Source organism: Burkholderia sp. BDU5 (assembly GCF_001522845.1).
Taxonomy (GTDB): Bacteria; Pseudomonadota; Gammaproteobacteria; order Burkholderiales; family Burkholderiaceae; genus Burkholderia; species Burkholderia mayonis.
This window is the reverse complement of the sequence record NZ_LOWC01000053.1, coordinates 198,232-211,481: the sequence shown is the minus strand read 5'-3', so window position 1 is coordinate 211,481 and position 13,250 is coordinate 198,232. Positions and strand designations below refer to the sequence as shown.

Here is a 13,250-nt window from a genome sequence, read left to right as displayed (position 1 = left end):
GGCCGCCGGGCCCGCACCCTTTTTTCGGCTATCGAATCCGCCATGACCGACCGCCATGCTTTAGCCACGCCGTTTCGGGTCGCCGCGCTGCAAATGGTCAGCACGCCCGATCTCGAGCGCAACCTCGCCGAAGCCGGCCGGCTGATCGCCGACGCGGCGGCGTCGGGCGCGCGGCTCGTGCTGCTGCCCGAATATTTCTGCTTCATGGGCCACACCGACGCCGACAAGCTCGCGCTCGCCGAGCCTTACCAGGACGGCCCGATCCAGCGCTTTCTCGCCGACTGCGCGAAAGCGCACGGCGTCTGGGTGATCGGCGGCACGCTGCCGCTGAAGGCGCCCGAGCCGTCACGCGTGCTGAACACGACGCTCGTGTTCGACCCGCAGGGGCGCGAAGCGGCCCGCTACGACAAGATCCACCTGTTCAACTTCGAGAAGGGCGACGAGTCGTTCGACGAGGCGCGCACGATCCGCCCGGGCGACGCGGTGCGCACGTTCGACGCGCCGTTCGGCCGGGTCGGCCTGTCGGTCTGCTACGATCTGCGCTTTCCGGAGTTGTACCGGAAGATGGGCGACTGCGCGATGATCGTCGTGCCGTCGGCGTTTACGTACACGACGGGCCGCGCGCATTGGGAGACGCTCCTGCGCGCCCGCGCGGTCGAGAATCAATGCTACGTGCTCGCCGCCGCGCAAGGCGGCAAGCACGAAAACGGCCGCCGCACGTGGGGCCACAGCATGCTCGTCGATCCGTGGGGCGAAGTCGTCGCGGAGCGCGACGAAGGCGCGGGCGTCGTCGCGGGCGATGTCGATCCCGCGCAGATCGCCGACGTGCGGCAGAGCCTGCCCGCGTGGCGGCACCGCGTGCTCGCATGAGCGCCGGATCGCCGGACCGCCGCCATTGAAAGACGGCCGCCGCGATCCATCTAACCGGAAAGAAGGCGCGTCCGACAACCGTTTCAGAATTTGAGAATCCCCGAATCCGCATGAACATCATCGAACCCGGCATCCGCAATCTCGCACTCGCGAAGGACGTCCTGCTCACGCCGTACGGCCTCGACGAAACCCTCCTGACGCGCACGCTCGCGGACATCTTCACGCATCGCGTCGACTACGCGGACCTGTACTTCCAGGCGACCCGCAGCGAGGCATGGAGTCTCGAGGAAGGCATCGTCAAATCGGGCAGCTTCAGCATCGACCAGGGCGTCGGCGTGCGCGCGGTCGCGGGCGACCGCACCGCGTTCGCGTATTCGGACGACCTGTCGCCCGACGCGATCCTCCAGGCGGCCGCGGCGACGAAAGCGATTGCCGCCGCGGGCGGCGGCAAGCAGAAGATTCGCGCCGCGTCGTCGCTGAAAGGCATCTCGGGCCGCGACCTGTACCTGCCCTCCGATCCGCTCGCGTCGCTTGACGCGACCGCGAAAGTGAAGCTCCTCGAGCGCGTCGAGCAAATGGCGCGCGGCCGCGACCCGCGTATCACGCAGGTGATGGCGGGCCTCGCGGGCGAATACGACGTCGTGCTCGTCGCGCGCAGCGACGGCGCGCTCGCGGCGGACATCCGCCCGCTCGTGCGCGTATCGGTGACCGTGATCGCCGAGCAGAACGGCCGGCGCGAGATCGGCTCGGGCGGCGGCGGCGGCCGCTTCGACTACGGCTACTTCACCGACGACGTGCTGTCGCGCTACGTCGACGACGCGGTGCACGCGGCGCTCGTGAACCTCGACGCGCGTCCCGCGCCCGCGGGCGCGATGACGGTCGTGCTCGGCCCGGGCTGGCCCGGCGTGCTGCTGCACGAAGCGATCGGCCACGGCCTCGAAGGCGACTTCAACCGCAAGGGCTCGTCGGCGTTCGCGGGCCGCATCGGCGAGCAAGTCGCGGCGAAGGGCGTGACGGTCGTCGACGACGGCACGCTGCCGAACCGCCGCGGGTCGCTGAACATCGACGACGAAGGCAACCCGACGCAATGCACGACCCTCATCGAGGACGGCATTCTGAAGGGCTACATCCAGGACACGCTGAACGCGCGGCTGATGAAGATGCCCGTCACCGGCAATGCGCGGCGCGAGTCGTACGCAGCGCTGCCGATGCCGCGGATGACGAACACGTACATGCTGAACGGCGACAAGGATCCGCAGGAGATCATCGAGTCGGTCAAGCATGGCCTCTATGCGGTGAACTTCGGCGGCGGCCAGGTCGACATCACGAACGGCAAGTTCGTGTTCTCGGCATCCGAGGCGTACATGATCGAGAACGGCAAGGTCACGTACCCGGTGAAGGGCGCGACGCTGATCGGCAGCGGCCCGGAATCGCTCAAGTACGTGAGCATGATCGGCAACGACATGAAGCTCGACACGGGCGTCGGCGTGTGCGGCAAGGAGGGGCAGAGCGTGCCCGTCGGCGTCGGCCAGCCGACGTTGCGGCTCGACAACATGACGGTCGGCGGCACTGCGTCGTAATGCGGCATTGCCGCATCTTGGCGCAGACAATTCGCGTAAATTGGTGAAATTGCGCGGATCGTCCGCATTTTTAAGGTCACAGGATTGCCAGCCGCGCGCCGACCGGGTATAAATCTCGTTCTGTTATCGCTTCATTGATGAACCGCATTTCCGCCATGTCCGCAAAGTTTTACTTTTACTTTTTTTGGCATCTCAGACCGCTGGCGGATCGAGAGGAGTGATGGCGCGCGAAGCGCAACCGAATTCCCGAAAAACCGCCGGCGAACCCGGCGGTTTTTTTTCGCTCCGCCGGTTCGCAGCAGCGGCAGACGGAACGATCCACCGGCTTTTCCGAACAACCCGATTTGTCGAATTGAATCGCTAGCCGCACCCGCGTTCGCCGGGCGGCGCCCCGAACTGGAGAACTCACGCATGCCCCCGCACAATACCGACGACGTCCGCATCCGAGAACTCAAGGAACTGATTCCGCCTGCGCACCTGATCCGCGAATTCGCGCTGAGCGAAGCGGTGTCGGAACTCATCTACAACTCACGCCAGGCGATGCACCGGATCCTGCACGGGATGGACGATCGCCTCATCGTCATCATCGGGCCGTGCTCGATTCACGACACCAAAGCGGCGCTCGAATACGCGGGCCGGCTCGTCAAGGAGCGCGGGCGCTTCGAGAACGAGCTCGAGATCGTGATGCGGGTGTACTTCGAGAAGCCGCGCACGACGGTCGGCTGGAAGGGGCTCATCAACGATCCGCACCTCGACAACAGCTTCAAGATCAACGACGGCCTGCGCACCGCGCGCGAGCTGCTGCTGCAGATCAACGAGATGGGGCTGCCCGCCGGCACGGAGTACCTCGACATGATCAGCCCGCAGTACATCGCCGACCTGATCTCGTGGGGCGCGATCGGCGCGCGCACGACGGAGTCGCAGGTGCACCGCGAGCTCGCGTCGGGGCTGTCGTGCCCGGTCGGCTTCAAGAACGGCACCGACGGCAACGTGAAGATCGCGGTCGATGCGATCAAGGCCGCGTCGCAGCCGCACCATTTCCTGTCGGTGACGAAGGGCGGCCACTCGGCGATCGTGTCGACGGCCGGCAACGAGGACTGCCACGTGATCCTGCGCGGCGGCAAAGCGCCGAACTACGACGCGGACAGCGTGAACGCCGCATGCGCGGACATCGGCAAGGCGGGTCTCGCCGCGCGTCTGATGATCGACGCGAGCCACGCGAACAGCTCGAAGAAGCACGAGAACCAGATCCCGGTCTGTGCGGACATCGGCCGCCAGATCGCGGCGGGCGACGAGCGGATCGTCGGCGTGATGGTCGAATCGCATCTCGTCGAGGGCCGCCAGGATCTGAAGGAAGGCTGCGAGCTGACCTACGGCCAGAGCATCACCGACGCGTGCATCAACTGGGACGACAGTGTGAAGGTGCTCGAAGGCCTCGCCGAATCGGTGAAGGCGCGGCGCGTCGCGCGCGGCAGCGGCAACTGATCCCCTCGACGATCGAGCACGCCCCCGGGCACCGCCCGGGGGTTTCATATCCGATGTGGCATCACGGACCGCGTGTCCGTGCTCCGATGACAAGCCGTCCGCGACAAACGCGAGCGCGGCGAATGACCCGGCAACGGCCCGCCGCCATCTCGTGCTGCCATGAAGGAACGCGTTCTTCCGGCGTGACATCGCCCCCTTGTCTTCGGCACCATGTCGAACCGGTTCCTGCACTCCTCTGCCTATTGCAAATGATGCAAATCCCGCAGGTGCGCCGGCGCAGACGGACGCGTCACGAGGCGGCGACCGCAATCGAACACAATGAAAACAAGCGGTTAGCAACCGACCTGTCGTAACGAAAAAACTCGAAATTCGCAGATCGACATCGCCGCGGCGTTCCCCGGCTTCCAACGTATCGGAAGTGAGACGTTCCCCACCGCTTCCGAAGCATATCTTGTTTCCTGTCTGGTTCGAACGCGCCCGAACGGTTGCCGGGACACAAGTGGCACGCCGCTCGCATGGATGCCACAGTCGATTGGACTCCGTAGCGGGCACGACGCGCCCCATCGCTTCGTGCGGGTAACAATCCAGAAAACTCCCTCGGTCAACCGAATGCGCCACTGCCGCCCGGCAACGCGTTGGCCGTCTCGTGTCAGCACGTTCGTGCATCGCCCACCCGATTCCAGTCGCCCCCGAACCACACTTTGGCAAGCTGGAGGCCACCATGATCGATTTCGCCCCACTCATCAAGCAGGCATTGCACGCCGCAATAGTCGTTTCGCTCGCGACCGCGCTCAGCGGCTGCGGGGGAGGCAGCGGGAGCGACGGTGCGACTCCCGCTGCAGTCGTCCATGACTCCGTCGCGCCGGCAGCGGTGGCAAGCGTCAACATCGTCCCGCCGGACGCGATGTTCGAAGGCCAAACCTATGCCCAGTGGTCGACGGCATTCTGGCAATGGGCTCTGGCGTTGCGGCTCGCCAATCCGCCCCGCATCCGTTTCTCGATTGCAACAACCGTCCCATCTCAGCCGCGCAAACGGGCAATGTCTGGTTTTGGTCCGCACCCAGTCTGGCTCCCGACGGATCGCCGCTGGTCTGCAACCAGTCGGCGACGATCATTCCGGCCGGCAAAGCAATATTCCTGACCATGCTCGACATAGAAGCATCGTCGCTCGATAGTCCGCCTTTCTTCGCCACCACGGCAGTCGGCCAACAAGCAATCGCGCAAAAGTTCTTCAGCCGCATCGGCGATCTGTTCTGCACGATCGACAACGTCCCGATCAGCAATCTTCAGAATTACCACGCCCTCACGCAGCAATTCCACTTCCATGCCCCGACGCCATGGATTTTCAATAGCACTGGAGGAAACGGCACGTCGGTGGCCGATGGCTATTACCTGATGCTTCAACTGCCGCCCGGCTCGCACACGATTCATTACGGCGGAACGTTCCATTTGCTTGCCAACGATCTGTATCCGGGATCGGCGCCGGTTAACTTGCCGATGGACGTCACCTTGCTCGTCACGATGGGCAAATAGCGCTTGGCCGCATGCCCACGTGCCCGAAAATGCCACCACGAAAATTTCGTCGGTGACGCAATACGGCTGCGGGCGCGCTCGTCGTCGGCGAACGCCGAGCTATCGAGAGCGCGGTATCGACTGCCGCCTGTCAACGAAAAGCCCGGCTCGAGCCGGGCTCCAACGTCCGCAACGATCGACGGCGCTTACTCGAGCGCGCCCGAACCGAAGATCTCGGTCTGCACCCGCTCCGGCGCGACGCCGAGCGCGACGAGCGCGTCGCGCTGCTGCTTCATGAACGCGATCGGGCCGCAGACGTAGTAATCGGCATCCGGCACGAGCGCGTGACGCTCGAGCGCCGCCGTCGTGATCCGCCCTTCGCCGTCGTGATCGACGCCCGGCCGGTCGTTCGCGCCGACCTCTTCGTAGAACACCGCGCGCTTCACGTTCGGATGCGCGTCGGTCGTATCGTTCAACCAGTCGCGGAACGCGTGCACGCGCGCCGACCGGCAAGCGTGGACGAAGCGCACTTCACGCTCGCTGCCCGACGCGACGAGCGTCGTCGCCATCGACACCATCGGCGTGATCCCGACCCCGCCCGAGATCAGCACGACGGGCGTCGACGCATCGCGATTCAGCGCGAAGTCGCCCATCGGCGCGGTGACTTCGACGATCGAATCAACGTCGACGCCATCATGCATCAGCGTCGACACCTTGCCCGCCGGCACGTCCTCGCTGCGCCCCGCTTCGCGCTTGACCGAGATCCGCAGCCACTTGCCGTGCGGCGCGTCGGACAGGCTGTACTGGCGCGGCTGATCGACGCCCATGTCGCCGACGAAACGCTTCACCGAAATGTACTGACCCGGCTCGAACTCGGGCGCCGCGCCGCCGTCGGCCGGCGTCAGGCAGAACGACGTGATCTCGTCGCTCTCGCGCACTTTCTTCGCGACCTTGAACGGACGGAAGCCGCTCCATGCGGCGTTCTCGTACAGATTCGCCTCCGCGCCGATCAGGATCGTCGCGAGCTGGCCGTACGCGACGCGCCACGCTTCGAGCGTGTCAGGATCGACCGCGTCGCCGAGCACCTCGACGATCGACGCGAGCAGGTTCTCGCCGACGATCGGATAGTGCTCCGGCCGGATGTTGAGGCTCGCGTGCTTGTGCGCGATCCGCGACACCGCGCCGCCGAGCGCGCCGAGATTGTCAATGTTCGCCGCGTACGCGTAGACCGCCTTCGCGAGCGTCTCCGGCTGGCTGCCCGTCTTCTGGTGCGTCTGGTTGAAAACGTTCTTCAGCTCGGGATGGCGCCCGAACATCCGTTGATAGAAGTGCTTCGTGATCGTCGCGCCGTGCTCCGCGAGAACCGGTGCGGTCGCTTTCACTCGGGCCATCTGCTCGGCGGTCATCTGCGTCATGAAAGTATTCCTCCGTTAAACATTCTCAAACAATACATGTTTATGGGCGCGCCTCCGGCGGTCAAATTGTCGCACTTCGACACAACGGGTTAGCGATTGCAATGATGCGCATCAACGCGTTGAGCGCGCGCGCGTGCGGTCCCACAGCACGTCGGCGCCGCCCGCCGCACGGTTCAGCACGCGCGCGAGCACGAACAGCAGATCCGACAGCCGGTTCACGTAGCGGCGCGGCGGCGCGTTGAGCGCCTCGTGTGCACCGAGCGCGACGATCGAGCGCTCCGCGCGCCGGCACACGGTCCGGCACACGTGCGCGAGCGCCGCGCTGCGCGCGCCGCCCGGCAGGATGAACTCCTTCAGCGGCAACAGTTGCCCGTTGTAATGCGCGAGCCAATCGTCGAGACGCGCGAGATGCGCGTCGGTGATCGCCGCGTGCCCCGGGATGCAGAGCTCGCCGCCCAGGTCGAACAGGTCGTGCTGGATCGTCGACAGCGCCGCGCGGACATCGCCCGGCAGCGGTTCGGCAAGCAGCACGCCAATCTGCGAATTCAATTCGTCGACGTCGCCGATCGCCGCGATCCGCGCGTCGTCCTTGCGCACGCGGCTGCCGTCGCCGAGGCCCGTCGTGCCGTCGTCGCCCGTGCGGGTCGCGATCTTGCTCAAGCGATTGCCCATTCGTGTCCCCATGGTCAGCGGCGGCGCGCGCCGCGTCGGTGAAATCGTTATTATCGCAGCCGCCTTGGCGGCGGCGCGCATGCTTTCGAGCGTAAAATGATCTGGCCGCCTCGCCGCGGCGCCTGCCATAAAGTAAAGTCCGCCCCCCAGGAGACTCGCGTGAACCACCCCGCCCCGCCGCATCGCCCGCTTCCCGCAGCGTTCGTCGACGCGCTCGCCGCCCGGTTCGCCTCGCGCATGTCGACTGCGGAAGCCGTGCGCGCCCATCACGGCCGCGACGAGTCTCCTTTCGATCCGCAACTGCCGGACGCCGTCGTGTTCGCGCACGCGGCCGACGACGTGCGCGACGCCGTCCTCCTCTGCGCGCGGCACGACGTGCCGCTGATCCCGTACGGCGTCGGCTCGTCGCTCGAAGGCCATCTGCTCGCCGTGCGCGGCGGCGTGTCGCTCGATCTGTCGGAGATGAACCGCGTGCTGTCGATCGACGCCGACGATCTGACCGCGACCGTCGAGCCCGGCGTCACGCGCCGCACGCTCAACGACGCGCTGCGCGACACCGGTCTCTTCTTTCCGATCGACCCGGGCGCAGACGCGAGCATCGGCGGAATGACCGCGACGCGCGCATCGGGCACGAACGCGGTGCGCTACGGCACGATGCGCGAGAACGTGCTCGGCCTCACCGTCGTGCTCGCGGACGGCCGCATCGTGAAGACCGGCACGCGCGCGCGCAAGTCGGCGGCGGGCTATGATCTCACGCGGCTTTTCGTCGGCTCGGAAGGCACGCTCGGCGTGATCACCGAAATCACGCTGCGATTGCATCCGCAACCCGAGGCGGTATCGGCCGCCGTGTGCGCATTCGAGTCGATGAGCGCCGCCGCGCGCACCGTGATCGAGACGATCCAGATCGGCGTGCCGATCGCGCGCGTCGAATTCGTCGACGCGCTCGCCGTGCGCGCGATCAATCGCAACGCGCATCTCGGGCTCGCCGAGGCGCCGACGCTCTTCTTCGAATTCCACGGCACGGAATCCGGCGTGCGCGAGCAGGCCCAGCAAGTCGAGGCGCTCGCCGCGCAGAACGGCGGCCAGGACTTCGAATGGGCGACGCGTCCCGAAGATCGCACGCGTCTCTGGTCCGCGCGCCATCACGCCTATTTCTCGATGCTGCAATTGAAGCCCGGCTGCCGCGCGGTGACGACCGACGTCTGCGTGCCGATCTCGCAGCTCGCCGCGTGCGTCGAGGAAACCGAGGTCGATCTGAACGCATCGTCGCTGCCGTGCCCGATCGTCGGCCACGTCGGCGACGGCAACTTCCACGTTGCGATCCTGATCGATCCTTCGAAGCCCGAAGAACTCGCCGAAGCCGAAGCGCTCAACGACCGGATCGTCGAGCGCGCGCTGCGGATGGGGGGCACCTGCACGGGCGAGCACGGCATCGGGCTGCACAAGATGCGCTTTCTCGCGGCCGAGCACGGCGAGAACGCGGTCGACGCGATGCGCGCGATCAAGCTCGCGCTCGATCCGAACAATCTGATGAATCCCGGCAAGATCTTCACGATCGACGCATGACGAAAACGAAGCCAGCGACGAGACCGGCGAACGACCTCGCGCCGTCCGTCGCGGACCAGGAGGAGACATGAACGCCCCCGCCGAACTGTCGGCCGATCTGCGCGCGCAGCGCCAGCGCGAAGTCGTGCAGGCGCTGATGGCCGTGCTGCCGACCCACTGCCTGCTGTACCGCGACGAGGACACGGCCGCGTACGAGTGCGACGCGCTTTCCGCATACCGCCGGCTGCCGCTCGCCGTCGTGCTGCCGGAGACCGAATCGCAGGTGCAGCGGATCGCGCAGATCTGCCGGCGGATGAACGTGCCGATCGTCCCGCGCGGCGCGGGCACGAGCCTGTCGGGCGGCGCGCTGCCGATCGGGCACGGCGTCGTGCTGTCGCTCGCACGCTTCACGCGGATCGTCGAAATCGATTCGTACGCGCGCACGGCGACGATCCAGCCGGGCGTGCGCAATCTAGCGATTTCCGAAGCCGCCGCACCATACGGGCTCTACTACGCACCCGATCCGTCGTCGCAGATCGCATGCACGATCGGCGGCAACGTCGCCGAAAACTCGGGCGGCGTCCATTGCCTGAAGTACGGGCTCACGTGCCACAACGTGCTGCGCGTGCGCGGCGTGACGAGCGACGGCGAGATCGTCGAGTTCGGCTCGCTCGCGCCCGACACGCCCGGCCTCGACCTGCTCGCCGTCACGATCGGCAGCGAAGGGATGTTCGTCATCGTCACCGAGGTCACGGTCAGGCTGATCCCGAAGCCGCAGGCCGCGCAACTCGTGATGGCGAGCTTCGACGACGTCGTCAAGGGCGGCGAGGCGGTCGCTGCGATCATCGCGTCGGGCATCATCCCCGCGGGCCTCGAGATGATGGACAAGCCGGCGACGCAGGCGGTCGAGGCGTTCACGCACGCGGGCTACGACCTCGACGCGGCCGCGATCCTCCTGTGCGAATCAGACGGCACGCCGGAAGAAGTCGCCGAGGAGATCGTGCGGATGACCGCGGTGCTGCGCGAGCACGGCGCGACGCGCCTCCAGATATCGCGCAGCGAGGCGGAGCGGCTGCGCTTCTGGTCGGGCCGCAAGAACGCGTTCCCGGCCGCGGGCCGCATTTCGCCCGACTATTACTGCATGGACGGCACGGTGCCGCGCCGCGCGATCGGGCCGCTCCTCGCGCGCATCGAGCAGATGGAAACGAAATACAGGCTGCGCTGCATCAACGTGTTCCATGCGGGCGACGGCAACATGCACCCGCTCATCCTGTTCAACGCGAACGATCCCGACGAGCTGCACCGCGCGGAAGCGTTCGGCGCGGACATCCTCGAGAGCTGCGTCGAATTCGGCGGCACGGTGACGGGCGAGCACGGCGTCGGCGTCGAGAAGCTGAATTCGATGTGCGTGCAGTTCTCGCGCGAGGAATGCGACGCGTTCTTCGCGGTCAAGCGCGCGTTCGATCCGCCCGAGCTGCTGAATCCGGACAAGGGGATTCCGACCCGCGCGCGCTGCGCCGAATACGGCCGGATGCACGTGCGCGGCGGGCTGCTGCCGCATCCGGACCTGCCGCGCTTCTGACGCTGCGCGCGGTCCAGGGCCTGATTGGGCGCACATGCCTTGCTGCCGCCATGCGGCCGGCAAGGCGTGTTCGCGAGCCCGTTTTTAGCGTGAACGCGCTCTAAGGGGTTCGCCCGAATGCGCGATTTCGCCACCCCGGTAAAATCGACCGAAACGAACAACGACACAGAACGCCATGGAAGAGGACGACATCGTCGCAGGCTGGGCGGCTCGCATCCGCGACGCCGCGGCGAGCGGCCGCGCGCTGCGCATACGCGGCGGCGGCACGAAGGACTGGTACGGCCAGGCGCTCGACGGGGAAATTCTCGACACGCGCGCGCATCAGGGCATCATGTCGTATGACCCGGCGGAGCTCGTCGTCACCGCGCGCGGGGGCACGCCGCTCGCCGAGCTCGAGGAAACGCTCGCCGAGCGCGGCCAGATGCTGCCGTTCGAGCCGCCGCACTTCGGGCGCGGCGCGACGATCGGCGGCGCGGTCGCGGCGGGCCTCGCCGGCCCGCGCCGCGCGACGACGGGCGCGCCGCGCGATTTCGTGCTCGGCGTGACGCTGCTGAACGGGCGCGGCGATGTCCTGCGCTTCGGCGGACAGGTCGTGAAGAACGTCGCGGGCTACGACGTGTCGCGCCTGATGGCGGGCTCGCTCGGCACGCTCGGGTTGATGCTCGATCTGTCGATCAAGGTGCTGCCCGTCCCCGCCGCCGAAGTCACGCTGAAATTCGACATGAGCGCAACCGACGCAGTCCGCAAGCTCAACGAATGGGCGGGCCGCCCGTTTCCGCTGTCGGCGAGCGCGTGGCGATACGGCACGCTCGTGCTGCGCCTGTCCGGCGCGGAGGCGGCCGTGAAGAGCGCGAAAACCGTGCTCGGCGGCGAAGTCGTCGACGCGGTCGAGGCCGAGCGCTTCTGGGACGGCGTGCGCGAGCAGAGCGATCCGTTCTTCTCGTCGCTCGCGCCGGGCCACGCGCTGTGGCGCCTGTCGCTGCCGTCGATCACTGAGCCGATGCAACTGCCCGGCACGCAGATGATGGAATGGGGCGGCGCACAGCGCTGGTGGATCACGGACGCCGACGCGCAGACGGTGCGGATGAGCGCGAAGCAGGCGGGCGGCCACGCGACGCTCTTTCGCGCGAGCGGAAGCTACGACCGCAGCGCGGGCGTGTTCACGCCGCTGCCCGCGCCGCTGATGAAAATCCACCGCGGCCTGAAGACCGCGTTCGATCCGGCGCGCATCTTCAACCGCGGCCGGCTCTACCCCGATCTCTAAAGTGCGATGCAGACGAACCTCGCCGATTTCATCCGCAATACGCCCGACGGCGACGACGCCGACGCGATCTTGCGCAAGTGCGTGCACTGCGGCTTCTGCACCGCGACCTGCCCGACCTATCAACTGCTCGGCGACGAGCTCGACGGCCCGCGCGGACGCATCTATCTGATCAAGCAGATGCTCGAAGGCGCGGACGTCACGCGCAGCACGCAGCAACATCTCGATCGCTGCCTCACGTGCCGAAGCTGCGAGACGACCTGCCCGTCCGGCGTCGAGTACGGCCGGCTCGTCGACATCGGCCGCAAGGTCGTCGAGACGAAAGTGTCGCGGCCGCTGTCGCAGCGGCTCACGCGGCGCCTGCTCGCGAGCTTCGTGCCGAACGCCGCCGTGTTCGCGCCCGTGATGCGGCTCGGCCAGCACGTGCGGCCGCTGCTGCCGAAGCGGCTGCGCGACAAGGTGCCGCCGCGCGCACGCCTCCTTGCGTGGCCGACCGCGCAGCGCGAGCGCCGCGTGCTGATGCTCGCAGGCTGCGTGCAGCCGTCGATGATGCCGAACATCAACATCGCGACCGCGCGCGTGCTCGACGCGCTCGGCATCGAAACGGTGGTCGCGCCCGAAGCCGGCTGCTGCGGCGCGATCCGGCTGCACCTCGGCTATCACGACGAAGCGCTCGACGACGCGCGCCGCAACATCGACGCATGGTGGCCGCACGTCGAGCGCGGCGTCGAGGCGATCGTGATGAACGCGTCCGGCTGCGGCGCGACGGTGCTGGAATACGCGCACCTGCTGCGCGGCGACCCGGCTTACGCGGACAAGGCGCGCCGCATCGTTGCGCTGACGAAGGATCTGTCCGAGCTGCTCGGCGGCTTCGAGGCCGAGCTGATCGCGCTCACGCGCCGGCGCGGGATCCATACGGTCGCCTATCACCCGCCGTGCACGCTGCAGCACGGCCAGCAGTTGCGCGGCAAGGTCGAGCGGCTGCTGGAAGCGCTCGGCATCGAAGTGCGCCTGCCCGCCGACAGCCATCTGTGCTGCGGCTCGGCGGGCACCTACTCGCTCACGCAGCCGTCGCTCGCGTACAAGCTGCGCAAGCAGAAGCTCGCGAAGCTGCAGGCGACCGAGCCGCAGATGATCGTCTCGGCGAACATCGGCTGCATCGCGCATCTGCAAAGCGGCACGCAAGTGCCCGTCGTGCACTGGGTGCAGCTCGTCGAAAACCTGCTGTACGGTTGACTCGGCGCGGCCGATGCGCCGCGCGCCGCTTCGCGCGCGCCGGTTGTCCGTATAATCTCCGCATCCGTCGCGCGCAGCGGCACGCCGCCCGG

Annotated in this window: 10 protein-coding genes; 8 read left to right on the top strand and 2 right to left on the bottom strand. The window is 67.2% G+C overall.

From position 1 onward, the window contains the following. The first annotated feature begins 42 nt into the window (after positions 1–42). From WS69_RS11165 to WS69_RS11150, 4 genes are all read left to right on the top strand, one after another. The gene (locus WS69_RS11165) at positions 43–870 is read left to right on the top strand and encodes a carbon-nitrogen hydrolase family protein (RefSeq protein ID WP_059470827.1); all 828 of its coding nucleotides are present in this window, start codon (positions 43–45) and stop codon (positions 868–870) included. Between the two features lie 110 nt (positions 871–980). Continuing rightward, entirely contained in the window at positions 981–2,450 is a 1,470-nt protein-coding gene (gene tldD / locus WS69_RS11160; protein ID WP_059470826.1) for a metalloprotease TldD, read from the top strand. A 411-nt stretch (positions 2,451–2,861) separates the two neighbouring features. Continuing rightward, the gene (gene aroG, locus WS69_RS11155; RefSeq protein WP_059470825.1) at positions 2,862–3,935 is read left to right on the top strand and encodes a 3-deoxy-7-phosphoheptulonate synthase AroG; all 1,074 of its coding nucleotides are present in this window, start codon (positions 2,862–2,864) and stop codon (positions 3,933–3,935) included. 930 nt (positions 3,936–4,865) lie between these two features. Next, complete coding sequence (locus tag WS69_RS11150; protein WP_231747112.1) at positions 4,866–5,468, top strand: hypothetical protein; 603 nt, start codon at positions 4,866–4,868, stop codon at positions 5,466–5,468. Positions 5,469–5,653: 185 nt separating this feature from the next. On the opposite strand, the gene hmpA is transcribed toward WS69_RS11150, so the two are convergent. Both hmpA and WS69_RS11140 read right to left on the bottom strand, forming a co-directional pair. After that, on the bottom strand, positions 5,654–6,862 hold the full coding sequence (hmpA, locus tag WS69_RS11145; protein WP_059470824.1) for an NO-inducible flavohemoprotein: 1,209 nt from the start codon (positions 6,860–6,862) through the stop codon (positions 5,654–5,656). A 111-nt stretch (positions 6,863–6,973) separates the two neighbouring features. Next, a complete protein-coding gene (locus WS69_RS11140; protein ID WP_059470823.1) occupies positions 6,974–7,534 on the bottom strand; it encodes a cob(I)yrinic acid a,c-diamide adenosyltransferase in 561 nt (186 codons plus the stop codon). 159 nt (positions 7,535–7,693) lie between these two features. Here WS69_RS11140 and WS69_RS11135 point away from each other — a divergent pair, with 159 nt between their 5' ends. The 4 genes from WS69_RS11135 (at position 7,694) to glcF (ending at position 13,158) form a co-directional block, all read left to right on the top strand. Then, on the top strand, positions 7,694–9,100 hold the full coding sequence (locus WS69_RS11135; protein ID WP_059470822.1) for an FAD-binding oxidoreductase: 1,407 nt from the start codon (positions 7,694–7,696) through the stop codon (positions 9,098–9,100). 67 nt (positions 9,101–9,167) lie between these two features. Further along, on the top strand, positions 9,168–10,661 hold the full coding sequence (locus WS69_RS11130) for an FAD-linked oxidase C-terminal domain-containing protein (RefSeq protein WP_059470821.1): 1,494 nt from the start codon (positions 9,168–9,170) through the stop codon (positions 10,659–10,661). 175 nt (positions 10,662–10,836) lie between these two features. Beyond that, positions 10,837–11,925 carry a glycolate oxidase subunit GlcE gene (gene glcE, locus WS69_RS11125; protein ID WP_059470820.1) on the top strand — a complete coding sequence of 363 codons (1,089 nt, stop codon included), beginning with the start codon at positions 10,837–10,839 and terminating at the stop codon, positions 11,923–11,925. 6 nt (positions 11,926–11,931) lie between these two features. After that, a complete protein-coding gene (gene glcF, locus WS69_RS11120; protein WP_059470819.1) occupies positions 11,932–13,158 on the top strand; it encodes a glycolate oxidase subunit GlcF in 1,227 nt (408 codons plus the stop codon). Positions 13,159–13,250: the final 92 nt, after the last annotated feature.